Consider the following 22,088-nt stretch of genomic DNA (forward strand, 5'->3'; position numbering starts at 1 on the left):
GGAGACGGGGGTGGCGGTCGTCACCAGTGAGGGGGGTTCCGCCGGGTCCCTCTCAAGTACTACGGGTCGGGGCCCGCACGCCGGTCTCGCCGGTCTCGCCGGGGTGGTCAGTACCCGGAGGGCCTCACCAGCCCCGACTCGTAGGCGAACACCGCCGCCTGGGTGCGGTCCCGCAGGCCCAGCTTCACCAGGATGCGGCCCACGTGCGTCTTCACGGTCTGCTCGGCGACCACGAGCCGACGGGCGATCTCCGCGTTGGACAGGCCCTGCGCGATGAGGGTCAGCACCTCCGTCTCGCGCTCGGTGAGGTCGCCGACGCGTTCCTTCAGCGGGGGGCGGGGTGTGCCGTCCAGGCGGGAGAACTCGGCGATCAGCTTGCGGGTGATGCCGGGCGCGAGCAGGGCGTCACCGGCCGCCACGATCCGCACCGCCTCCGCGAGCTGGTCGGCGGAGGCGTCCTTGAGCAGAAACCCGGACGCCCCGGCGCGCAGTGCCTCGTACACGTACTCGTCGAGGTCGAAGGTGGTGAGCACCAGCACCTTGATGCCGGGAGTGGCGACGGTGATGCGGCGGGTGGCCTCGATGCCGCCCAGCTCGGGCATGCGGATGTCCATCAGGACGACGTCCGGGGACAGTTCGGCGACCTGAGCGACGGCGTCGAGTCCGTCGACCGCCTGTCCGATCACCTCGATGTCCGGCCGGGTGTTGAGCAGCACGGTGAAGCCCTGCCGGACCATCTGCTGGTCGTCGGCGATCAGTACGCGGATGGTGCCGCTCGTCATCTGCTCTCGTCTCCTGTCGGGTGTCCGGCCGAAGGTCCTGACGGGGGGCCCGGCGGCGGACCTGCGGGCGGTCCCGTCGGTGGTCCGGCCGCGGGTCCTGGCGCCGGTGCGGCCGTCGGCGGCTCCCGGCGGGGCTCGGGGAAGATCATCTCGAGGTCGGCGGGCGGGTCGGTGTCCTCGGTGGGAGGGAGGGGGAGGCCGTCCTTCGGGAGGAACGCGGAGACCATGAACCCGCCGTGCAGCGTCGGGTGCGCGGCGACGTGACCGCCCAGCATCACCGCCCGCTCCCGCATGCCGAGCAGCCCGTGCCCCGCACCGGGCGAAGACCGTACCGGCCCTCCGGGGCGGGAGTTGACGACCTCCAGGGACAGGCCCCGCGGATCGTGGACGACGCCGACCCGCACCTGGGAACCGGGCGCGTGCCGCAGCGCGTTGCTCAGCGCCTCCTGCACGATCCGGTACGCCGACAGCTGCACGCCCGGCGGATACGCCGGCGCCTCGCCCCGCACCTCGGTCACGACCTCCAGCCCCGCCGCACGGGTGTTGTCGATGAGGGCGCCGAGCCGGTCGAGCGTGGGCTGCGGGGCGTCCGGGGTCCCTCCGCCGCCCGCCGCGCCGAGGCCGTAGGGGTCCTCGGGGTTCTCGGAGCGCAGCACGCCGAGGACCCTGCGCAGTTCGGCGAGCGCCTCCAGGGCGTTCTGCCTGATGCCTTCGAGGTTCTGGCGCAGTTCCTCGGACGGGTTGTCCACGAGGTGCGGGGCCACCTGCGCCTGGATCGAGATCACCGACATGTGATGGGCGACCACGTCGTGCAGCTCGCGCGCGATGCGGTTGCGCTCCTCCAGCACGGTGCGGCGGGCCCGCTCCTCGGCGGTGATGCCCGCCTGCTCGACGAGCTGGTGGCGGGCCTCGCGGCGACCGCGCAGGGCGCTGCCCAGGAGGACGACGACGGCGAACAGGGTCACCGCGAGCATGCCGGACGGCCCGTAGCCGGCGCCGCCGATCACCCCTTCGACGACATAGGTGGCCAGGGCGGTCAGCGCGAGCGCCTCGGCCGCCGCCCGGGTCGGCACCCGCAGCGACAACAGCAACAGGACCACGCAGTGCGCGATCAGGCCGGGTGGACCCCACGGCCAGCTGGGGTCGCCCGAGTGCGGATCGTGGAACAGACGACCCCGGGCTGCCAGGGCGACCACCACCGTGACCGCCGTCGACAGCCACCAGGCCGGCATCGGGCGCCACAGCGCCAGCACCACCGCCATGCCCTGCAGCACCGCGCACAGCACGCCGAACTGCGCGTCGAGCCGGTAACGGTCGGCCAGGAAGTCGACGTTGGCGACCATGGTGCCGAACGCGACCAGGCAGACCAGACCGTGCGGCAGCCAGCGCAGCCACACCGAGGGCGGCAGCGGCGCGGCGCGGGTCGTCCACAGGTCGTCGCGCACCACCCGCAGGACGCGGATCAGCCGCTCCTCCACCCCGTTCATCCGCCCCACCTTAAGCACGACCGGCCTTCCGCGGTTCCGGCGCTTCGGGCAGCCGTCCGACCCGCACCACCCTCGAGGGGGCCGGAGCCGTCCGCGGGCGCCACTCGCAGCGGTTCTCGAAGCCGTGGAAGGCCTCCCGGCACACGGCCAGCACCGCGACGAAGACCGGCAGCCACAGGAGGCGGGCCGCGACCCAGTCCAGGCCGTCCGGCACGGTGTGCAGACCGGGCAGGCGGCCCACCAGGAGGCCGGTGGCCGTGGTCGCCATCAGAGCCGTCTGATGCCAGAGGAACACCGTCATCGCGGAGAGGTTCACCAGGGCCACCGCCGCCCAGGCCACCGGTCCGCGCACGGCCCGCCGCAGCCGGTCGCGCAGCAGCAGGGCGGCACCGCACTGGGCGAGGCCGAAGGTGACGGCCGCGAGGGTCGGCGGGTTGAGGTTGGAGAGCGCGGCGCCGGGCACGCCGACCATCGACGCCGGATAGCCCGCCCAGACCACCAGGACCGCCGTCGCCACGGCCCCGCCGCCGCACAGGAGCCAGCCCGCGCGTCGGCGCTCCAGCTCCCCACGCGTCCAGGCCGCGCCCAGGGTGTACGGCACGAGCCAGCCCGCCGCCAGGTTGACCCAGCCGAGCCATGACGGGCCGCCGAGGCCGAAGCGGACCAGATCCACGTGCAGGACGACGGCCAGCGGCCACAGCGGGTTGAGCCGGACCAGCAGCGGGGTCGCCGCCGTGAGCGCCGCGAACACCAGCAGGAACCACAGGGGTGACAGCGCCAGCTTCACCACCGTGTGCACGGTGGTGAAGGAGGCGCCGCCCAGCAGCAGGCACAACGCGACCACCGCCCACACGCCCGTCATGGCGGCCACCGGCAGGAACAGCCGGGTCAGCCGGGCCCGCAGCCAGCCGCCGTACGTCACGCCCCGCGCGCGGGCCGAGGTGTGGCTTCTCGTCGCGACATGGCCGCCCACCATGAAGAACACGGCGAGTGTCTGGAACGCCCAGGACACCGGGGCCAGCCAGGGCATGGGGTCCAGCGGGCTGGCGGCGCGCAGGGTGCCGCCGTCGGCGACGAGCGCGGTCACCAGCCAGTGGCCGAGCACGACGCCGAGGATCGCCAGGGCGCGCAGGGCATCGACGGCCCGGTCCCGCTCGGGCGGGGTGCCCGCGTCGAGCCGGTCTGCCGCCCGCCGTATCCCGGCACGGATCGGGAGGGTGCGCCGCCCCCGGGGACGGACCGTGTTCGTCTCACGCACGGGTGACCTCCGAGGTCTCGCCGAGGACGATCCGGACGAGGTTGGCCAGGCAGGCCGAGCCCGGCCGGAAGTAGTCGCTGTGGCCGCCGTCCCCGGCGAAGAACACGCGGGCGCCGAAGGCCGGGGACACCGGGTCCGTCCCGAAACCGACCGTCGTGCCGAGCAGTGCGACGGCGGCGTGCGGGACCTCCGCCACCCAGTCGTCGCTGCCCCGGGCCGCCCACACCCGCGCGCGGGTGCGCAGGTCCGCCGCCGAGTCCGCGCCCGTGCCCGGACTGCCGAGGAGGACCAGGTCGTCCACGTCCAGGCCGTCGGCGGCCCGCCCGCACACCACCGAGCCGTACGAATGGCACAGGAGGGTGATCCGGGCGTCCGGGCCGGTGACGCCGCGGAGCCCGCGCACGAACTCCCGCAGGCCCGGGGCGGCTTCGTCGGCCCGGCCCGGGGTGACGGCGGTGGTGCTGACGGTCGCCGGAGTGGTGTAGCCGAGCCAGGCCACCACCGCGGTACCGCTGCCGGCCGGGGCCTGCCGGGTGAGCCCTCGGTGCAGTGCCGCCGCGGCCGTGTGGAAGCGCTCGTAGGTGTCCAGCGAGGTGTCCGAACCGGGCACCAGGACGGCGACGCGGCCCGTGTGGGCCAGGTCGCCGAAGACCTCGGCCACCCGGCCGGAACCGCGGCCGTCGAAGAAGAGGAGTCTGCGGGAGGGAACCGCGAGTGCCCGGTCGGCGGCGGCGCGGTGCCGGTCCCCGTGCCCGGCCGCCGTACGGGCCGCCAGTTCGGCGTTGGCCCGGTTGGCCGCGTACGCCCCCTCCAGCGTCGACGCCGTCACCGGGGCGAGATCGGCGGGGTCCGGGGCGGGGATGCCCGGCCGGACCGCGGCCGTGAGGGGGACCACGACGGCGGCGGTGACGAGGCCGGCGAGAAGGACACGGACCCAGCGCGGGGAACGGGCCGGCGCACGCTCACGGCCGGGCGCACGCTCACGGCCCGGTCCGCCGCCTGCCGCACCACCCGATCCGCTCCCACCGAGCCGCCGTTCGGCGAACCGCCCCGCTCCGACCCCCATCGCCCCGTCCCTCCCCGACCGGTCCGCCCGGCCATCGGGCGTCCCTGGTGGGGAAGTTACGGATCAGCGGCCGTCGCTCGCGTCCCGCCGAGGGGCTGTCCTCGGAGGTAGCTCTCAGGTACTAGGGGTATGACAGGGACGCTTCACCGCGGACCCGCAGCCCGCGGACCCGCCGCCCCCTCACCACGCCAGCTGCGCGATCTCCTCCGCCACCACCGCGCACGCGTCCGCCACCGGGTCGATCAGCGGGAAGTGGCCGACGTCCTCCAGCAGCGTCAGACCCACCACCTCGCCCGCCTTCGCCGCCGCGTCCGCGTACGACTCGGCGACGGCCTCCGGGACGATCAGGTCGGTACGGCCCTGGACCAGGGTCGTCGCGATGCCGGTCGGCAGCAGCAGCGCGGGGTCGGCGTACGGCCGCCGCTCGCCGGCGTGCGCCTCGCCGCCGAGGAGTTGCCGCACCGCGCCGCCGCACACGTCGAGCTTCTCCGCGACCCCGAAGTCGGCGATCGGCGCGAGGGCGACCACGCCGCGCAGCGGGGGCGGCCCGTCGACGCGCCAGGGCGCGCCGGCCGGCAGGACGTGCCGGGCCGCGGCCCACAGCGCGAGGTGGCCGCCCGCCGAGTGGCCGGTGAGCACCGTGCGGCGGGTGTCCGCCTGCGGCAGGGCCCCCCGGACGAGGGCGGGCAGCGCGTCCAGCGCGGCGGCGACGTCGTCGAAGGTGTCGGGCCAGCGGCCCGCCGCCGTCACCGCCCCGCCCGGCGTACCACCGGAGACCGCGTCGGCAGAGACCGTGCCACCGGCGGCCTCGCCCCCGGAGGCCGCCGCACCCCGCCGGTACTCCACGTTGGCCACGGCGAAGCCCCGCCGCGCCAGGAAGTCCGCGAACGGCGTGAGGTGCCGGCGGTCGTACGGCGCCCGCCAGGCTCCTCCGTGCAGGACGACCACCAGCGGCGCGGGGCCGGTCGCGCCGCGCGGGGCGTAGAAGTCGATCAGCTGGTCGGGATGGTCGCCGTAGGCGGCGGTGGCGTCGGGCTCGACCGCCGGGTGCGAGAAGGCCGACTCCTCTTCGGCGGCGGCCCGGGCTGCGACGGCGTCGTCCGGCATGCTCCAACCTCTCAGCGACAAAACGGAATTGGACGGAACGGTTCTGGCGGCCCCGGTGGGGATTCGGCCGTTGGCGGGGACGGTATCAGGCCCGTGACGTGCGCGGACACGCGGATGTCACGCTCGGTGAGGGTTAAACGGTTCTGTTGTTTCGTTACGCTGACGTCCTGCGCGGGGCATCGCCCGCACGTGCACCAAGGAGGCCGTTATGTCCGCCGAGCCCGGCACCGTGCGTCCCGGAGGGCGCACCGCACGTGTGCGTGCCGCCGTGCTGCGGGCGGCCGGGGACGTCCTGGTCGAGGAAGGGTTCGACCGGCTCGATCTCGCGGACGTCGCGCGGCGCGCGGAGGTCGGCAAGACGACCGTGTACCGGCGGTGGGGGTCCGTGACGGGACTGGTCGCCGACCTCCTCGCCGAGATGGCGGAGACGTCGTCGCCCCGTGCGGAGACCGGGGCGGTGCTGACCGACCTGCTGGCCAACGCAGGTCTCGTGCAGCGGACGCTGGCCGACGTCCGGCAGGGGGCGCTGTTCCGGGCGGTGATCGCGGCGGCGGCCTGTGACGCGCGTACGGCGCAGGCGTTGCGGCGGTTCTACGCGGTGCGGGTCGCCGAGTGGGCGCCGTGCGTGGAACAGGCGGTCGCACGGGGGGAGTTGCCCGCGGGGACCGACGCGGGGGCGGTGGTGCGGGCGGTCTCGGCACCGCTGTACTACGAGTGGCTGACCGCGGGGGTGGTGCCGGACGCCCCTGCCGCGGAGCGGGCCGCGCGCGCCGCGCACGCGGCTGCCGCGGCAGGGGTGTACGTCCTTACCGGGTGACCGGACCGGCGGGAGGGGAGGAGCTAGCTCCCCAGCACCTCCCCCAGGATCCGCGCCGCCCGCTCCACGTCCTCGAATCCCACGTACAGCGGGGTGAAACCGAAGCGCAGCACGTCCGGCCGGCGGAAGTCGCCGACCACTCCGCGTGCGATCAGGCGGCGCATCACCTCGTCCGCGGCGTCGCAGCGCAGGGCGATCTGGCTGCCCCGCCGCTCGTGCGGGCGGGGAGTGAGGCACTCCACCGTGCCGTCGGGGACGTACGCCGCGACGCACTCCAGGAAGAAGTCCGTCAGGGCGAGGGACTTGGCGCGGACCGTGTCGACGGACACGCCCTCCCAGACCTCCAGCGCCGCCTCCAGGGCGAGCATGGACAGGATGTCCGGGGTGCCGACGCGCCCGCGCAGGGCGCCCGGGGCGGGTTCGTAGGCGGGCCGCATGCCGAACGGTTCGGCGTGCGAGTTCCAGCCCGGCAGCGGGGAGTCGAAGCGGCCTTGGTGCTCACGCCGTACGTACAGGTACGCCGGCGCGCCGGGGCCGCCGTTCAGGTACTTGTAGGTGCAGCCGACCGCGAGGTCCACGCCGTGCTCGTCGAGGCCGACCGGCAGCGCGCCCGCACTGTGGCACAGGTCCCAGACGGCGATCGCGCCCGCCGCGTGCACGGCGGCGGTGAGGGCGGGCAGGTCGTGCAGCCGGCCGGTGCGGTAGTCGACGTGGTTGAGCAGCACCGCGGCCGTACGGTCCGACAGGGCCGCCGGCACCTCCGCCGGGGTCACCGGCCGCAGCGTACGGCCGGTGAGCCGGGCCGCCGACTCCGCGATGTAGCCGTCGGTGGGGAAGGTGGTCGCGTCGACGAGGATCTCGTCCCGCTCCTCCCCCGCCAGCCGCACCGCGCCCACCAGCGCCTTGAACACGTTGACGCTGGTGGAGTCGCCCACGACGATCTGCCCGGCGTCCGCGCCCACCAGCGGGGCGATCCGGTCGCCGATCCGCTCGGGCGCGGTCCACCAGCCGCTCTCGTCCCAGGAGCGGATGCGCAGCTCGCCCCACTGGCGGCGGACGACGTCGTCCAGCCGCCCGGGGACGGACACGGGCAGCGCGCCCAGCGAGTTGCCGTCGAGGTAGACGACCTCGTCGAGGACGAACTCCTTGCGCTTGTGGGCCAGTTCGTCGGCGGAGTCCAGCTCACGGGCTCTGCGGGAGAGGTCAGACATGGGAGCGCGCCGTCCACAGCTCGGGGAAGACGTTCTTGCGCGCGCGCTTCTCGAGCCAGGCCACACCGGCCGAACCGCCCGTGCCCGTCTTGGCGCCCATCGCGCGCCGGGTGGCGACGAGGTGGTCGTTGCGCCAGCGCCACACCAGCTCGGCGACGTCGGTCAACGCCTCGCCGAGACGGGCGAGTTCGTCGGACTCGTCACCCGCGTAGAGGGCGGTCCACACCGCCTCCACCTCCGGCGACGGTTCGTAGCGCCGGGAGACGTCACGCGTCAGCACGGCCTGCGGGACGGCGTGCCCGCGCCGGGCGAGGAGCCGCAGGACCTCGTCGTAGAGGCTCGGCTCGTGCAGTGCCTTCTCCAGCTCGGCGTGGACGCGCGGGGCGCCGCGGTGCGGGACGAGCATCGACGCGGACTTGTCGCCGAGCAGGAACTCCATGCGGCGGTACATCGCGGACTGGAAGCCGGAACCCTCGCCCAGCGCGCCGCGGTACGAGTTGAACTGGGCCGGCGTGAGCTGTCCGAGCGGCTTCCAGGAGGCGTTCAGCGCCTCCAGCTCGCGCACGGAGCGCTTCAGCGCGGCGACGGCCGTCGGCACGTCGTCCCGGCGCAGGGCGCCGGCCGCGGTCTCCCACTCGTGGACGATCACCGTGAACCACAGCTCCATCACCTGGGTCGTGACCAGGAAGACCATCTCTCCGGGATCGTCGGAGAGGGTGTGCTGGAGGTGGGTGAGCACGTCCGCCTTGACGTAGTCCTCGTACGGCGTCGTGCCTGCGAAGTCGAGATGCGGGGTCTCGGGCTCGTGAGCCTCATGGGACATCGCTGTCTCCTGATATGTACTCCGGGTAGCGGTCCGCCCCTGCCGTTACCGACACGGGGGCCCCGGTCCCCAGGGGGCATCTTCCGCAATCGTCACCCGAAAGTGCAAGGCCCGCCCGATCACAGCGGGCGGGCCCGTGCCCCGAAAGGACGGCCGAGGGCTAGCCCAGCGTCTGGGCCGCCGTCGGCGAGGAGTCCTTCAGGAACTGCGTGCAGCGCTCGTACTCCTCCTGCTCGCCGATCGACCCGGCGGCGCGGGCGAGGGCGTGCAGGGCGCGCAGGAAGCCACGGTTCGGTTCGTGTTCCCAGGGCACCGGCCCGTGCCCCTTCCAGCCGCTGCGGCGCAGGCTGTCCAGGCCGCGGTGGTAGCCGGTGCGGGCGTAGGCGTACGACTCCACCACGCTGCCGCGCTCGAACGCGTCGTCGGCGAGCCGGGCCCAGGCCAGGGAGGACGTGGGGTACTTCGCGGCGACGTCGGCGGGGGCCGTGCCGGCCGCGAGCAGTTCGCGGGGCGCGGGGTCGTCGGGGAGGTGGGTCGGGGGCGGTCCCCCGAGCAGGTTTTCGTGAATGGACATGGGTCCAGTCTGGAGGACCAGCCGGGGTTCACGCCGACGGGGTCGCGCCCCTCCCCTCCCGCCCCCTTCAGCTCGCCGGGTCCGCGGGCCCCGCCGGCAGCCGCGCCGCCGCCCGCTCCCCCTCCAGCGGGGGCGCCAGGACGGCCCCGTGGGTCCTGCACTCCGGGCGGCGGCAGTCCGGGGCCGGGCGGCGCACGGTCGTGAAGGCGATCAGCGAGGCGACGACCAGCGCCCCCGCGCACCACAGCATGGCCCGCCCGAACGCGTCGTCGAAGGCGTCGGCCGAGCGGTACGCCTCCGCGCCCATCCCGGTCAGCAGGGGCAGCGCGGCCACCGCGACGAGGCCCGCCGCGCGCGCCGCCGCGTTGTTGATGCCGCTGGCCAGGCCCGCGCGGGAGACGTCGACCGAGGCCAGGACGGTCGCGGTCAGGGGGGCGACCAGGGTGACCAGGCCGAGGCCGAGCACCAGGACGGCGGGCAGGACGTCGGCGGCGTAGGAGGCGCCGGGGCCGACCCGGAGCATCAGCAGCATCCCGGCCGCGGCCAGCAGCGGGCCGGCGGTGAGCGGGACGCGCGGGCCGATCCGTTCGGCCAGCTGGCCGGAGCGGGCGGAGAGCAGCAGCATCAGGACGGTCGTCGGCAGCAGGGCCGTACCCGCGCCGAGGGCGGAGTAGCCGGCCACGACCTGGAGCTGGACGGCGGACAGGAAGAAGAAGCCGCCGAGGGCCGCGTACACGCACAGGGTGACCAGGTTGACGGCCGTGAACTGGCGGGAGGCGAAGATGCCGGGCGGCATCATCGGGTCGGGGCGGTGCCGCTCGACCTGCACGAAGGCCACCGCGGCGGCGAGGCCGGCCCCCGCCGCCACCGCCACGGTCACGGACCCCCCGCCCGCCTCGATCAGCGCGTACGTCACGAGGGCGAGGGCGACGGCGCCCAGCACCGCGCCGAGGACGTCGAAGCGGCCGTGCGTCTTCCCGTCGCCCGACTCGGGGACGTGCCGCAGGGCGACCGGTACGCACAGCACGGCGAGCGGCACGTTGAGCAGGAACACCCAGCGCCAGCCGGGGCCGTCCACCAGCCAGCCGCCCAGGAAGGGCCCCACGGCCGCGCCGATGCCCCCGAAGCCGGACCACAGGCCCACGGCCCGGCTGCGGTCGTCGCGGTGGAAGGAGGCCTGGATGAGGGCGAGGGAGCCGGGGGTGAGGAGGGCGCCGCCGACGCCCTGGAGGGCGCGGGCGGCGATCAGCACGCCGGCGTCCGGGGCGAGTCCGCACAGCAGGGAGGCCGCGGCGAACCAGACCACGCCCACCACGAAGACCTTGCGCCGGCCGTAGCGGTCGCCGAGGGAGCCGCCGAGCAGGATCAGCCCGGCCAGGGTGACCAGATAGGCGTTGGAGGTCCACTGGAGGGCGGCGAGGTCGGCGCCCAGGTCGCGGCCGATGCGGGGCAGGGCGATGTTGACGACGGTCGAGTCCAGCATCGCCATGCTGGAGCCGAGAACCGTGGTGAGCAGGATCCACTTGCCCTGGGGCGAGGCCAGCCGGACGTCGGACATGGTCCCAGGTATACCGCGAGCCCGGCGCCGAGGCACCGGGCTCGCGAGGTACGGCGTCGCAGACCGGGAAGGACCCGGCCGGCGGGCCGTTACTTGATCTTCGTGCCCGCCGAGCGCAGGTTCTGCGTGGCCTCGACGACGCGCGCGGCCATGCCGGCCTCGGCCAGCTTGCCCCAGGTCCGCGGGTCGTAGGTCTTCTTGGAGCCGACCTCGCCGTCGACCTTGAGGACGCCGTCGTAGTTGCGGAACACGTGGTCGACGACGGGACGCGTGAAGGCGTACTGCGTGTCCGTGTCGAGGTTCATCTTGACGACGCCGTTCTCCAGCGCGGTCGCGATCTCCTCCGCGGAGGAGCCGGAGCCACCGTGGAAGACGAAGTCGAACGGCTTGCTGCCGGCCGGCTGACCGTACTTGGCCGCGACGCCGTCGTTGAGCTCCTTCAGCAGGTCGGGGCGGAGCACGACGTTGCCCGGCTTGTACACGCCGTGCACGTTGCCGAAGGACGCGGCGAGCAGGTAGCGGCCCTTCTCGCCCAGGCCGAGGGCCTCGGCGGTGCGGAGCGCGTCGTCGACCGTCGTGTAGAGGGAGTCGTTGATCTCGTGCGAGACGCCGTCCTCCTCGCCGCCGGTCGGGGTGATCTCGACCTCGAGGACGATCCGCGCGGCGCGGGCCTTCGCCAGCAGTTCCTGCGCGATGGAAAGGTTGTCGGCGAGGGTCTCGGCGGAGCCGTCCCACATGTGGGACTGGAACAGCGGGCCGAGGCCGGCCTCGACGCGCTTGCGGGAGATCTCCAGCAGCGGACGCACGTACCCGTCGAGCTTGTCCTTCGGGCAGTGGTCGGTGTGCAGGGCGACCGTGACCGGGTACTTCTCGGCGACGATGTGCGCGAACTCCGCGAGGGCGACGGCGCCGGTCACCATGTCCTTGCTGTACTGGCCGCCCAGGAACTCGGCGCCGCCGGTCGAGATCTGGATGATGCCGTCGCTCTCCGCCTCCGCGAAGCCGCGCAGAGCCGCGTGCAGGGTCTGGGTCGAGGTGACGTTGATGGCCGGGTAGGCGAACTTGCCTGCCTTCGCCCGGTCGAGCATCTCGTTGTAGACCTCGGGGGTTGCGATGGGCATTCGTCCGCTCCTTGGGTGTGCGGGTTGGCGTTCTGAGTCTTACGGCCCTGACCTAGACCTTGGGTGCGACGTCATCGTCGTCCCCATCTTTCCAGACCTGCGCGGCCGGTCCGTGCGCCGGTCAAGTCCAGGTCATACCGGGTCGTCAGTCCAGCCCCAGTTCATCCTTCGAGAAGGCGAACAGGTACGGCACGCCCGCACCCGCCTCGATCTTCTCCGCGGCGCCGGTCGCCCGGTCCACGATGGTCGCCACGGCCACCACCTCGGCGCCCGCCTCCCGCACGGCCTCCACGGCGGTCAGCGGCGACCCGCCGGTGGTCGAGGTGTCCTCGACGACCAGGACCCGGCGGCCCTTGATCTCGGGGCCCTCGACGCGCCGCTGCATCCCGTGCGCCTTCGCCGCCTTGCGCACGACGAAGGCGTCCAGCCTGCGGCCCCGCGCGGCGGCGGCGTGCAGCATCGCGCCGGCGACGGGGTCGGCGCCCATGGTCAGCCCGCCCACCGCGTCGAAGTCCAGCTCGGCGGTCAGGTCGAGCAGCACCTGCCCGACCAGCGGGGCGGCCTCGCCGTCGAGGGTGACGCGGCGCAGGTCGACGTAGTAGTCGGCCTCCAGACCCGAGGAGAGGGTCACCTTGCCGTGCACCACGGCCTTGTCCTTGATCTGCTGCAGCAGCGCGCCGCGTACGTCGTCCGTCATGCCCCTCAGCTTAGAGGCGGGTCCAGGACCAGGTGGTCGTGGCCTCCAGCGGCTCCAGGGGCGTGACCAGGCGCGGGAGGGTGTTCAGGCCGTCGGGCGGGCCGGTCTGCGGTTCCACGCACACGGCGGCCTCCTGCTCGTCGTAGACGACGACCCACTTCTCCCGGCTCGTCACCTCCAGCCGGAGCCGGCCCGGCCAGGTGAGGGACACGGAGACGCCGTCGGGCATGCCGAAGCAGTCGTCCCAGGGGCCGGGCTTCGGCTCGATCCGGTTGCCGGTCGGCAGGTGGTCCTCGCCGCGCTCCTCCTGCCAGGCGGGGTCGAAGGCGACCTGGACGTCCTCGCCGGTCTCGCCGCTCTCGCCGCCGAGGTTCCGGTTGAACCAGGGGTGCCAGCCGATCTGCGCCGGGAACGACGAGCCGTACGTCTCCACCGCCATGGACAGCGTCAGCGCGTCCTCGGTCAGCGCGACGATCTGCGTGACCCGGCCGGGGTAGGGCCAGGGGTCGACCAGGTCGTACGTCAGGACCGCCTCGTCCGCCGACCTGCGGGCCACCTTCCAGGCGCCGTCGCGGACGGTGCCGTGGATGGCGTGCGGCGGCGCGTTGAGCGGCATCCGGCGCACGTCCGCGCCGTCCCGGAAGCGGCCGTCCCTGATCCGCCCGCACCAGGGCACCATCGGGAAGCACCCGAAGCGTTCGCCCTGCCGCAGCAGCTCCGCCCCGCCGACCCGCAGCCCTCCGACCCGCCCGCCGTTGCCGGGCCGGACGGTCACCTCCGCGTCTCCCGCGGTCAGCGTGAAGTCTTCGTCGCTCACGGGACGACCCTATCGAGGTGATCAAGGGGGCGCCGGATGTCACCGCGGCGTTCCGGTCACCGGCGTTCAGGTCACCGGCGTCGCCGCAGCGCCCGGCCGACCACGATCGCCGACGCGACCGCCAGCGCGGCCGCGGGGGCCGCCCAGCGCAGGGCGTTGTCCCGGACGACGGTCTGCGGCGCCGGGACCGGGGCGTACCGGCCGCGCGGCGGGGCGTGGTCCACCTCCTCCGCGCTGCGTCCGATCATGGTGCGGCGCGCGTGCGCGGCCTCGGCCGGGGGAACGCCGGGGTCCGGGAACCCGGCGACGGCTTGCACCGCGTCCGTGGGGCCCACGTCGAGCACGTCCTCGACGTCGTCCGCGTCCTCCACGTCGTCGGCGTCGTCGAAGCCGTCGACGTCTTCCAGCTCGTCGAGGCCGTCGACGTCGCCCAGCTCGTCCAGGTCGTCCGCGTCGGCCGTCCCGTTGACGGAGTCCAGAGCGGCGGGTCCCGGCGGGGGGACCTCGGCCTCGGTGACGGTGGCCGCGGCGGGAGGTTCCCCGGCCGCCGCCCCGGCCGCCGCCGCACCCGCTCCGAGGTTCTCCGCCCACCGGTCCAGCAGGCGTGCGGCCGCCGAGCCCACGGCGTCCGCCGGGAGTTCCGCGATCCGGCCGTCCGCCGTCGCCGTACCCGCGAAGCGGAGCGTGGTGGCCCCGTCGGTCTCCCGCAGGACCAGGGTGAGCGCGAGTTCGACCGTCCCGGAGCCGCGGGCCTCGGTGGCGCCGCCCTCGACGGCGTACCCGCCGTCCTCGCGGGCGGTGACGCGCAGGGCTCCGCGGTAGGTGATGGTGTGGCCGCCGACGCGCAGCTTCAGCCGGCCGGCGACGGGCTCGGTGCCCGCGTCCTGCTGGAAGCCGGGCAGGGCCCGGGCCACCCGCGCGGGGTCGGCGAGGGCCGCCCGCAGTCGCCCTGCCGGAACCGGAACGAACACCTCATGCTCCATAAGGGCGGAGCCTACCCAGCGCTTCCGGGAATGCACCCGCCGAAACCTGGATCGGCGCCACCCGCGCACCGGCCGGGCGCACCCTGCGCGCGCTCAGTGGCGCGGGTGGACCAGGGTGGAGGCCCGCAGGCCGGCCGGGCCTGCCCGCAGCGCCCGTTCGCCGGGGCCGAGCCGCAGGTCGGGGCGGGTCCCGGCCGCGGCCAGGACGAAGCCCCAGCCGCCCTCGGCCCGGTAGGGGGCGGTGCCCAGGCCCGCCGCGCGCATCGTCGTCTCGACCGTCCAGAAGGTGTACGGCCGCGCGTCCACCGGGCCGGCGTGGACCGCGAGCCGGCCGCCCGGGTGCAGGGCGCGGCGGGCGAGGCCGTAGAACTCCTGGGAGTACAGCTTCGTGCTGGCGGTCATGCCGGGGTCGGGCAGGTCGGCGATCACCACGTCGTAGGTGCCCGGCGGGGTCTCGCGCAGCCGGCGGAAGACGTCGCCGACGGTGACGCGGACGCGCGGGTCGTCGATGGCGTGGCCGTTGAGGCGGGAGAGGCCGGGGTCGGCGCGGGCCAGCCGGATCAGGGCGGGGTCGAGGTCGACGACGTCGACGCGGCGGGTGCCGGGACGGGTGAGGACCTCGCGGACGGCCAGGCCGTCGCCGCCGCCGAGGACGAGCACGCGCGCGTGCGGGCCGGCCGTCGCGGGGCGGACCAGGGCCCGGTGGTAGCGGAGCCGGTCGTGGCCGCCGCCGCGGAGCCGGCCGTCGAGGTAGAGGGCGAGGGGGCGGCCGCGGGTGCCGCCGGTGAGGACGATCTCCTGGACGCCGGTGTGCAGGGCGACCCGGACGTCGTCGCCGTAGACCGCGTGGCGGGCCGCCTGTTCGAAGTCGTCGACGAGCACGGCGGCGCAGGCGAGGACGGCAAGGACGGTGACGTTGGCGACGAGGAGGAGCCGGCGGGTGCGGCGGGTGAGGTCGCGGCGGAACAGTCCGAGGACGAGGGCGCCCCCGGCGATCACGTTGACCGCGCCGGTCAGCAGGGAGCTGGTGAGCTGGCCCAGGAAGGGCAGCAGCAGGAACGGGAAGGCCAGGCCGCCGACCAGCGCGCCCACGTAGTCCGCGGCGAACAGGTCGGCGACCGCGCCGCCCGCGTCCTGGCGGCGGACGCGCTGGATCAGCTCCATCAGCAGCGGCACCTCGGCACCGATGAGCACTCCGATGGTGAGGCAGAAGGCGACGAGCAGGACGCGCGGGCCGTTCCCCCACGGGCCGCCCCAGCCGCCCGTCCAGGCGAACACGGCGTACAGGGCCATGGCGCTGCAGCCGCCGACCAGGGCGAGGACCACCTCGACGGCGGCGAAACCGGCGGCGGCGAGGCGGCGCAGCCGTTTGGCCGCGAGGGAGCCGATGCCCATCGCGAACACCACGACGGACAGCACGACGGAGGCCTGGGTGACCGAGTCGCCCATCAGGTACGAGGCGAGGGCGACCAGTTCGAGTTCGTACACCAGACCGCAGGCCGCGCAGACGAACACGCACGCGAGCACCAGGAACCGTCCGGTGTCCGGCCGGACGGGCAGCCGCGCGGGCCCGCGCCGGGACGGGGCGCGGGGTGGGGCGCCGTACGGAGCACCGGATGGAGCACCGGACGTCGCTCCGCCGGGCGCCGCGCCGGGCGGGGCCGGTGCGTGCGGTTCGATCACGACTGCGACGTTACGTGACGACTACGGCACCCTTTGTCACCCACACGTGTATAATTCGCGGTCGATCAGGTGCCACGCGTTTGAGGCGCGGTTCAGTGCGCCGGCACTCTCGCGCTCACCCGCGTCCTGGTCGCCACCAGTTGCCCGTCCTGCGGGTAGGCGTGCCAGGTCCGCCAGTGCACATGGCCCTCGTGGCGCTGCGCGAGCAGGGCCGTGAAGGCGTGCGGGCTGCCCGGGAAGACGCCCGCGAGGCCGTGCGGGTGGTCGGAGACCAGGGCCAGCAGTTCCTGGGCCCGGCTCGCGAACTGGTCCGGCGTCAGCGTCTCGACGCGGGCCGCGAACTCGTACTCCCAGTCGTCCACCCGTTTGGCCACGCCGAGCGGGAGGGGGGTGCTGCTGCCGGGGATGCACGCGACCGTCTCGGAACAGAAGCCCCGTTCCTCCTCCAGCAGCACCTGGTGCGAGGCACCGAGAAGCCTCAACTGGATCACGGCTCCGGACAGTTCGAGGTCGAGGGTGGCCAGGGCGGGCAGCGGCTCACGCCCCAGGGCCCAGGCCAGGTCGGCCGCGCACGTGTCGGTGTAGGAGGTGTTCAGGGTCGTGAGCATGACTCGGCTCCGCTAGAACGCACAGAAGAGGAAAGGTCCGGCACACCCCGGTGAATCCGGGGAAGGTCGGCCCCGGCCGGCCCGGCGTGGGGAGGACGTCCGCGCGAGACGTCCGAGGGGTCCGAGGGGCTGCGTTGGTGTTTTAGAGGGAATCATGAACTGTGGCGACACCACAGCGTTTTTACCCAACTTCGTGGGCTTTCCATCCCTCAGAGGGCCCCTCAGATCAACTGTTCAACCCCGGCGTGCGCGGTGCCGCCCGGATCGTCCCCGTGCGCCCCGCCCGCCGGGCATGGTGCGACCGCGGGGCGCCCTTCGGTCGGGGGACGGCCCCGCGGTCCGGATGCGGCTCCCCCCGGGGAAGCTCAGCTGCCCCGTGTCAGCTGCCTCCGCCGCATCCGCCGCCGCCTCCCCCGCAGGACGAGCCGCCCCCGCAGGACGACGAGGATCCGCCGCCGCAGGAGTGACCGCCGCCCGAGTGGGAGCCGCCGTCCCCACTGCCCGAGTCGCCGCCCGAGGAGGAGCTGCACGCCACGGCGGCCCCGCCACCGGCGGCCCACCAGCTGCTGCCGCCGTCCCCGCTGCTGCCTCCCCCTCGCGAGCGGGAGCCGGGCCGGGACGGTCCCCGGTATCCGGCGGTGCTCCTGCGGACGGCCGTGACGATGACGACCACCAGCAGGACGACGACTGCGAGTACCGCCAGGATGATGCCGACTGCCATGGCTCCACCCTCCTTCCGAATCCCCCGAAGCGGCCCCCCGTGGGCGCCTCGCGCAACCGGTGCGACCGGCGCGTGCACGGGGGATGCCCGGCCGCCCCGGCCGCCAAAGCACACTTGAGGAAGTCCAGAGCTTCGGCGCAGGATGACCGGCATGACCGCCACCGCACGCCCCTTCCTCAACCGCCGTCTCGCCGAGTTCGGGACGACGGTCTTCGCCGAGATGTCCGCGCTGGCCCTGCGGACCGGGTCCCTCAACCTCGGCCAGGGGTTCCCGGACACGGACGGGCCCGAGGAGATCCGCGAGGCGGCCGTACGGGCGCTGCGGGACGGACGCGGCAACCAGTACCCCCCGGGCCCCGGCGTCCCCGAGCTGCGCACGGCGATCGCCGAGCACCAGCGCCGCCGCTACGGCCTGACGTTCGACCCCGACACGGAGGTCCTGGTCACCGCGGGCGCGACCGAGGCGATCGCCGCCGCCCTCCTGGCCCTGCTGGAGCCGGGGGACGAGGTCGTCGCCCTGGAGCCGTACTACGACTCCTACGCGGCCTGCATCGCCATGGCGGGCGCCACGCGGGTGCCGGTGACGCTGCGGCCCGACCCCGGACAGGCCCGGTTCCGCCTCGACCTCGACGAGCTGCGCGACGCGGTGACGGACCGCACGCGCCTCCTCCTGATCAACACCCCGCACAACCCGACCGGCACGGTCCTCACCCGCGAGGAGCTGACCGTGATCGCCGAACTGGCGGTTGAGCGTGACCTGTTGGTGGTCACCGACGAGGTGTACGAGCACCTGGTCTTCGACGGGGCCGAGCACGTGCCCCTGGCCACGCTGCCGGGAATGCGGGACCGGACGGTCACTCTCGGCAGCGCGGGAAAAACGTTCTCGTTCACGGGCTGGAAGGTCGGCTGGGTGACGGCGGCGCCGGGCCTGGTGGCGGCGGTGCGCTCGGCGAAGCAGTACCTGACGTACGTCGCCTCCGGCCCGTTCCAATACGCCGTCGCCGAGGCCCTGGCCCTGCCCGACACCTACTTCGACGCCTTCCGCGCGGACATGCTGGCCAAGCGGGACCTGCTGGCGGCCGGCCTCACGGAGGCGGGCTTCACGGTCTACCGCCCGACGGGCACGTACTTCATCACCGCCGACATCCGCCCCCTCGGCGAGACGGACGGCATCGCCTTCTGCCGCGCCCTCCCGGAACGGGCGGGCGTCGTCGCCATCCCCAACGCCGTCTTCTACGACCACCGCGAGGCGGGCGCGCCGTTCGTACGGTTCGCGTTCTGCAAACGTACCGAGGTACTGGCGGACGCGGCGGAACGGCTCCGCGGGGCATTCGCGCGCTGACCGGCGCCCTGCGGGACTGGCCGACGTGCCCCCGCCGCCTGCCACGCCTCGCCCAGCCGGCACTTTCGCGCCGGAGGCCGTCATGTCGGCGCATGCCGCACCGGCGGGGGCGGACGTAAATTTTCTCTACGTGAAAGGAGGGTCGGCTGTGAAGACCATGACGTATTTCGAGTCGCGCGCACGGTATGCCGAGGTGCTCAACTCCGTCACCGACGACCGCGAAGAGGTCGTCATCACCCGGGCCGGACATGAGCCGGTCGTCATCGTCTCCTTTGAGGACTACGAGTCCCTGAAGGAGACGGCGTACCTGCTGCGCAGTCCGGCCAACGCCCGGCGCCTGCTCGCGTCCATCGACGAGCTGGAAAGCGGCGGCGGCGGTGTGCGCGAGCTGGCGACCGACGAGTAAGGGTCACGGGTTGAAGATCACCTTCTCTTCCCGTGCCGGGAGGACTACCTGTGGTGGCAGCTTCAGGACCGGAAGACCCTGAAGCGCATCAACACGCCCATCACGGACATCACCCGGAACGGCAACGAGGGCATCGGCAAACTGGAACCGCTCAAGCACGGATTCCAGAGGTACTGGTCGCGCCGCATCAACGACGAGCACCGACTGGTCTACAAGGCCACCGAGGACGGCGTCCTGATCGCGCAGTGCCGTTACCACTACGAGAACTGACAGGACTCGACCGGATCGAGCACAGCGCCTGCCGACCCCTGTGTCACGCAACGCTCACGCAGGCCGGCAACGGTTGATGCCAGGCTCCGGATCCTCACCGGGCAACAGCCGGAACATGGTGGGCAGGTTTCCCTCACGAGTGCCCGACGTCTGCGGACGGCGGCGGAAACCGCGGCTTCGAGGAGTACGACAGCATCGGTAGCCTGCGCCACCATGATGCGCGCTTGGATCCTGTCCACACTGCTTGTGCGCTGCGGCTCAGCCGCCGCGACCGGGACCCTGGCGCATGAGACGACGCCTTCCGCCCGGCGCCCTTGACCAGCCGTTCATTTATGAAAGCTAGAACTCCTGGTCAAGATTTGTCCCCTTGGGGGCGCGAAAACATCCGGATGTGAGATTGACCAAGATTTTGGGATCTTTCTCCGTCCCGGTTGCAGGGCTCGACACCCACAGCTCGGCGTTCAAGGAGAAGGGCTCCGTCTTGGAGTCGGCCGTAATCTCCAGCGTCTTGCTCTTGCTGTTGTTGGGGCCGTATTCGACGATCTCCCAGCCCTGCTCAGGGAGATTTTCCTTCAGGCGTTGAAACCCGTCCCTCAGTTCTTCCTCGGAGACGCCGTAGACGGACCACGGATGAACAGTGCTGTACAGGAGCTCGGGATCTTCTTCACAGGGTGCGATACCGGGTCCGGGCTCAGTCACCTTCCCTTCCTTGATGCCGATCATGTCGTAGATCTGACTGGAAACAGTCTTCGCCTTCTCCCGAGCCTCTTCCACGCCGAGCGTGGTGCTCTTGGAGCTGGTGGATGCATCAGCTGCAGATGCGTTTTCACTGCGGTCCACTGTGCTCGAACATCCTGTTCCGGCGAGAGAAAGAACAGCGATCAAGAAGGCAGCACCAAGGCGGTGCATCCGAAAGCGGCGATTGCGGCCGGGGGAAATCAATCGTCTTCCTCTACCTTGTCGTAGCGGCCGGCAACCACCGCTGCCTGGTTCTTGAGGCTTTGCGAGCTTTCATTCCAATAGTCACTGTGGCCACCTGTGTCCACGTCCATGCGATGGGCGCCGAAGGCTTCGTCGGAGGGGATGACCTGAACGTACCCGGCATTGAAGGGAATTCCATTCCAGGTCTCGACGTCCCACTTTTCACCGCCGAGGCGGGCCACCTTGCCACCAGCCGGCACGGGGTCGCTGGTCGCGGCCTCGGACCACACATGATCCCTACCCACATCGAGATCATTCGCATCGCCCACGAGCATGCCAGGGCTGCCGGCCACGACGATGTCGTCCGCCGCCATGCCCCCTTCCGCCATGGACGCGGCGCCAACCGTCGTAGAACCGTAGCTGTGGCCGATGACTGTCGTGTGGCTGGCGTCCGGACCGCCTTGAGCCGTCTCGAGTCCATCCAGGAATCTGTTGAGCTTCGGCGCCCCGTCATACGCCCAGTGATCATCCATCGCCTCCGGCGCGATGTTCTGCGGGGCGTCGTAGCCGATCCAGGTGATCGTGGACACGGACTGTCCGGGATTCATTGCGTGAGTTTCCGCCCATACCCTGGTCATTCGCCCGATGTCCCCACCGGCTCCTTCAAGGCGTGATTTCGTTCCCGGCACGTATACTGCCGTATGGTCCGCCGTGTCCGGGTTTCCGTTGGCGACGATCGCGTGCCCATTGCCCTTGGTGTCGAAGCCAAGAAGGTAAGCCGGAGGAAGTCCATCCTTACCTGTGGCATCGAAGCGGCTCTGGATGGCATTCATGCCTTTGAGGGTCTTTTCCAGAGAGGCTTTTCTGTCGCTGTACTTTTCGTCCCACTCCTGCCATTCTTCGTTCAAACGCGGATAGCCACCGTGGGGGCCGTAAATGTAGCGCTCAGGCTCGGGAGGAATGGAGTCCAGGTCCATCTGGTACTTCGCCTGTGTTTCCGCCAAAACCGTGCGGTTGGCATCGTCACGAACTTCGGCCGGCAGGCCATCGAGCGCGCCGACGGCAGCAGGATGGAGGGCCAGGTAAACCGTCTGCTGCTCTGCGGTGAGGCTCTTCCACCAGTCGGCGTTGTCCTCCGGGCTGCCGCCCTTGGGTGGTTCTTTGATGCCGTCGAGATATTCTCCGGCCCCCTTGAGAACACCATCGGTGTCCTTCTTCACGTCCGCCCAGTCACGGTCGGAGACGGTCAGGTCGTCGTCGGCCTTCAGCGCCCGTAGCTTCGGAGCCCACTTCCCGTCGGCCTCCGTTGCCTCCTTGAGAGCGGTGGCGATCTGGTTGGCGTACCCCTGCGCCAGAAGGCGGTTGGGATTGGGGTCGATGTTGCCGGCCTGGCGACCGATCGCGGCAGCCGTCGGGTCCGTCAAGCCGGATACCGTGCCGCCTGCGGGAAGTCTGCCGTCGGTCTCCTTCCCGCCCGACGGGTAACTGATCGACCCGTCGGCGTTGACGGTGAACTTCTCCGTCTGCGCGCCCGCGACTGCGATATCCAGCCTCTTCTTGGCTGCTTCCAGGTCGTACGAGAAGCCGTTGAGTGCCGTGCTGATCAGACCGCACTCGACCTGGGTGTAGTGGAAGTTCTCGGCCGCTTCCTTGAGTTGGCCCAGTGCTGCGTCGACGGCCTCGCCCTTCAAGGACTCACGCATGGCCGCGGCGATCTGGTTTTCGATGTGGTCCTTGGCGGCGCCGGCCATGTCACTCGTTGTGCGGTACCCGTCCGCGGCATCCGCGAACTCGGACGGCTTGAGGGCCTTGAGCGTCGTGTAGTCCATGGCTCCC

22 protein-coding genes are annotated in these 22,088 nt (G+C 72.5%); 4 read left to right on the top strand and 18 right to left on the bottom strand.

The window, feature by feature from the left end; all coding sequences use genetic code 11:
- Positions 1-107: 107 nt before the first annotated feature.
- The 5 genes from AB0N31_RS16400 to AB0N31_RS16420 all read right to left on the bottom strand — a co-directional run bounded on the left by AB0N31_RS16400 (position 108) and on the right by AB0N31_RS16420 (position 5,700).
- Complete coding sequence (locus AB0N31_RS16400; protein WP_366059042.1) at positions 108-782, bottom strand: response regulator transcription factor; 675 nt, start codon at positions 780-782, stop codon at positions 108-110.
- Positions 779-2,269, bottom strand: a complete 1,491-nt coding sequence (locus AB0N31_RS16405) for a sensor histidine kinase (protein ID WP_366059043.1) — start codon at positions 2,267-2,269, stop codon at positions 779-781. Before AB0N31_RS16405 ends, AB0N31_RS16400 begins: the two co-directional genes overlap by 4 nt.
- 10 nt (positions 2,270-2,279) lie before the next feature.
- The gene (locus AB0N31_RS16410; protein ID WP_366059140.1) at positions 2,280-3,479 is read right to left on the bottom strand and encodes an acyltransferase; all 1,200 of its coding nucleotides are present in this window, start codon (positions 3,477-3,479) and stop codon (positions 2,280-2,282) included.
- 40 nt (positions 3,480-3,519) lie between these two features.
- Complete coding sequence (locus tag AB0N31_RS16415) at positions 3,520-4,593, bottom strand: alpha/beta hydrolase (protein WP_366059044.1); 1,074 nt, start codon at positions 4,591-4,593, stop codon at positions 3,520-3,522.
- Between the two features lie 180 nt (positions 4,594-4,773).
- The gene (locus AB0N31_RS16420) at positions 4,774-5,700 is read right to left on the bottom strand and encodes an alpha/beta hydrolase (protein WP_366059045.1); all 927 of its coding nucleotides are present in this window, start codon (positions 5,698-5,700) and stop codon (positions 4,774-4,776) included.
- Positions 5,701-5,908: 208 nt separating this feature from the next.
- On the opposite strand from AB0N31_RS16420, the gene AB0N31_RS16425 reads away from it, so the two are divergent.
- Positions 5,909-6,517: a TetR/AcrR family transcriptional regulator gene (locus AB0N31_RS16425; RefSeq protein WP_366059046.1), complete on the top strand. Its 609-nt coding sequence runs from the start codon at positions 5,909-5,911 to the stop codon at positions 6,515-6,517.
- A 23-nt stretch (positions 6,518-6,540) separates the two neighbouring features.
- On the opposite strand, the gene kynU is transcribed toward AB0N31_RS16425, so the two are convergent.
- The 11 genes from kynU to AB0N31_RS16480 form a co-directional block, all read right to left on the bottom strand.
- Positions 6,541-7,728: a kynureninase gene (gene kynU / locus AB0N31_RS16430; protein ID WP_366059047.1), complete on the bottom strand. Its 1,188-nt coding sequence runs from the start codon at positions 7,726-7,728 to the stop codon at positions 6,541-6,543.
- A complete protein-coding gene (locus tag AB0N31_RS16435; RefSeq protein ID WP_366059048.1) occupies positions 7,721-8,551 on the bottom strand; it encodes a tryptophan 2,3-dioxygenase family protein in 831 nt (276 codons plus the stop codon). Before AB0N31_RS16435 ends, kynU begins: the two co-directional genes overlap by 8 nt.
- A 160-nt stretch (positions 8,552-8,711) precedes the next feature.
- Positions 8,712-9,125, bottom strand: coding sequence for a DUF3151 domain-containing protein (locus AB0N31_RS16440; RefSeq protein WP_366059049.1), 414 nt, complete (start codon positions 9,123-9,125; stop codon positions 8,712-8,714).
- Positions 9,126-9,192: 67 nt separating this feature from the next.
- Positions 9,193-10,683: an MFS transporter gene (locus AB0N31_RS16445; protein ID WP_366059050.1), complete on the bottom strand. Its 1,491-nt coding sequence runs from the start codon at positions 10,681-10,683 to the stop codon at positions 9,193-9,195.
- An 89-nt stretch (positions 10,684-10,772) separates the two neighbouring features.
- Positions 10,773-11,804 carry a class II fructose-bisphosphate aldolase gene (gene fbaA, locus AB0N31_RS16450; protein WP_366059051.1) on the bottom strand — a complete coding sequence of 344 codons (1,032 nt, stop codon included), beginning with the start codon at positions 11,802-11,804 and terminating at the stop codon, positions 10,773-10,775.
- 145 nt (positions 11,805-11,949) lie between these two features.
- Positions 11,950-12,501 (bottom strand): orotate phosphoribosyltransferase, encoded by a 552-nt coding sequence (pyrE, locus tag AB0N31_RS16455; RefSeq protein ID WP_366059052.1) that lies wholly within the window; start codon positions 12,499-12,501, stop codon positions 11,950-11,952.
- A gap of 10 nt (positions 12,502-12,511) precedes the next feature.
- Complete coding sequence (locus AB0N31_RS16460) at positions 12,512-13,318, bottom strand: aldose 1-epimerase (RefSeq protein WP_366059053.1); 807 nt, start codon at positions 13,316-13,318, stop codon at positions 12,512-12,514.
- A gap of 71 nt (positions 13,319-13,389) precedes the next feature.
- Positions 13,390-14,301, bottom strand: coding sequence for an SRPBCC domain-containing protein (locus AB0N31_RS16465; RefSeq protein ID WP_366059054.1), 912 nt, complete (start codon positions 14,299-14,301; stop codon positions 13,390-13,392).
- 93 nt (positions 14,302-14,394) lie between these two features.
- Positions 14,395-15,984, bottom strand: coding sequence for a polyamine aminopropyltransferase (locus AB0N31_RS16470; protein ID WP_366059055.1), 1,590 nt, complete (start codon positions 15,982-15,984; stop codon positions 14,395-14,397).
- A gap of 92 nt (positions 15,985-16,076) precedes the next feature.
- On the bottom strand, positions 16,077-16,592 hold the full coding sequence (locus AB0N31_RS16475) for a DUF2617 family protein (RefSeq protein WP_366059056.1): 516 nt from the start codon (positions 16,590-16,592) through the stop codon (positions 16,077-16,079).
- A gap of 379 nt (positions 16,593-16,971) precedes the next feature.
- Complete coding sequence (locus tag AB0N31_RS16480; RefSeq protein WP_366059057.1) at positions 16,972-17,313, bottom strand: hypothetical protein; 342 nt, start codon at positions 17,311-17,313, stop codon at positions 16,972-16,974.
- 142 nt (positions 17,314-17,455) lie between these two features.
- Between AB0N31_RS16480 and AB0N31_RS16485 the strand changes: the two genes are divergently transcribed.
- The 3 genes from AB0N31_RS16485 to AB0N31_RS16495 all read left to right on the top strand — a co-directional run bounded on the left by AB0N31_RS16485 (position 17,456) and on the right by AB0N31_RS16495 (position 19,331).
- A complete protein-coding gene (locus AB0N31_RS16485; protein ID WP_366059058.1) occupies positions 17,456-18,655 on the top strand; it encodes a pyridoxal phosphate-dependent aminotransferase in 1,200 nt (399 codons plus the stop codon).
- A 148-nt stretch (positions 18,656-18,803) separates the two neighbouring features.
- Positions 18,804-19,061, top strand: coding sequence for a type II toxin-antitoxin system prevent-host-death family antitoxin (locus tag AB0N31_RS16490; RefSeq protein WP_366059059.1), 258 nt, complete (start codon positions 18,804-18,806; stop codon positions 19,059-19,061).
- A gap of 48 nt (positions 19,062-19,109) precedes the next feature.
- Complete coding sequence (locus AB0N31_RS16495; RefSeq protein WP_366059141.1) at positions 19,110-19,331, top strand: Txe/YoeB family addiction module toxin; 222 nt, start codon at positions 19,110-19,112, stop codon at positions 19,329-19,331.
- 339 nt (positions 19,332-19,670) lie between these two features.
- Here AB0N31_RS16495 and AB0N31_RS16500 read toward each other — a convergent pair whose 3' ends face one another.
- Together AB0N31_RS16500 and AB0N31_RS16505 are read right to left on the bottom strand one after the other, a co-directional pair.
- Positions 19,671-20,273 carry a hypothetical protein gene (locus AB0N31_RS16500; RefSeq protein ID WP_366059060.1) on the bottom strand — a complete coding sequence of 201 codons (603 nt, stop codon included), beginning with the start codon at positions 20,271-20,273 and terminating at the stop codon, positions 19,671-19,673.
- Positions 20,270-22,081, bottom strand: a complete 1,812-nt coding sequence (locus AB0N31_RS16505) for an alpha/beta hydrolase (protein WP_366059061.1) — start codon at positions 22,079-22,081, stop codon at positions 20,270-20,272. The genes AB0N31_RS16500 and AB0N31_RS16505 overlap by 4 nt, the downstream gene beginning before the upstream one ends.
- Between the last annotated feature and the right edge of the window lie 7 nt (positions 22,082-22,088).

The organism is Streptomyces sp. NPDC051051 (assembly GCF_040682975.1).
Classification (GTDB): Bacteria; Actinomycetota; Actinomycetes; order Streptomycetales; family Streptomycetaceae; genus Streptomyces.

Coding starts and splice junctions, on each gene's coding strand:
- AB0N31_RS16400 (WP_366059042.1), bottom strand. CDS start 782: ATGACGAGCGGCACCATCCGCGTACTGATCGCCGACGACCAGCAGATG.
- AB0N31_RS16405 (WP_366059043.1), bottom strand. CDS start 2,269: ATGAACGGGGTGGAGGAGCGGCTGATCCGCGTCCTGCGGGTGGTGCGC.
- AB0N31_RS16415 (WP_366059044.1), bottom strand. CDS start 4,593: ATGGGGGTCGGAGCGGGGCGGTTCGCCGAACGGCGGCTCGGTGGGAGC.
- AB0N31_RS16420 (WP_366059045.1), bottom strand. CDS start 5,700: ATGCCGGACGACGCCGTCGCAGCCCGGGCCGCCGCCGAAGAGGAGTCG.
- AB0N31_RS16425 (WP_366059046.1), top strand. CDS start 5,909: ATGTCCGCCGAGCCCGGCACCGTGCGTCCCGGAGGGCGCACCGCACGT.
- kynU (WP_366059047.1), bottom strand. CDS start 7,728: ATGTCTGACCTCTCCCGCAGAGCCCGTGAGCTGGACTCCGCCGACGAA.
- AB0N31_RS16435 (WP_366059048.1), bottom strand. CDS start 8,551: ATGTCCCATGAGGCTCACGAGCCCGAGACCCCGCATCTCGACTTCGCA.
- AB0N31_RS16440 (WP_366059049.1), bottom strand. CDS start 9,125: ATGTCCATTCACGAAAACCTGCTCGGGGGACCGCCCCCGACCCACCTC.
- AB0N31_RS16445 (WP_366059050.1), bottom strand. CDS start 10,683: ATGTCCGACGTCCGGCTGGCCTCGCCCCAGGGCAAGTGGATCCTGCTC.
- fbaA (WP_366059051.1), bottom strand. CDS start 11,804: ATGCCCATCGCAACCCCCGAGGTCTACAACGAGATGCTCGACCGGGCG.
- pyrE (WP_366059052.1), bottom strand. CDS start 12,501: ATGACGGACGACGTACGCGGCGCGCTGCTGCAGCAGATCAAGGACAAG.
- AB0N31_RS16465 (WP_366059054.1), bottom strand. CDS start 14,301: ATGGAGCATGAGGTGTTCGTTCCGGTTCCGGCAGGGCGACTGCGGGCG.
- AB0N31_RS16475 (WP_366059056.1), bottom strand. CDS start 16,592: ATGCTCACGACCCTGAACACCTCCTACACCGACACGTGCGCGGCCGAC.
- AB0N31_RS16480 (WP_366059057.1), bottom strand. CDS start 17,313: ATGGCAGTCGGCATCATCCTGGCGGTACTCGCAGTCGTCGTCCTGCTG.
- AB0N31_RS16485 (WP_366059058.1), top strand. CDS start 17,456: ATGACCGGCATGACCGCCACCGCACGCCCCTTCCTCAACCGCCGTCTC.
- AB0N31_RS16505 (WP_366059061.1), bottom strand. CDS start 22,081: ATGGACTACACGACGCTCAAGGCCCTCAAGCCGTCCGAGTTCGCGGAT.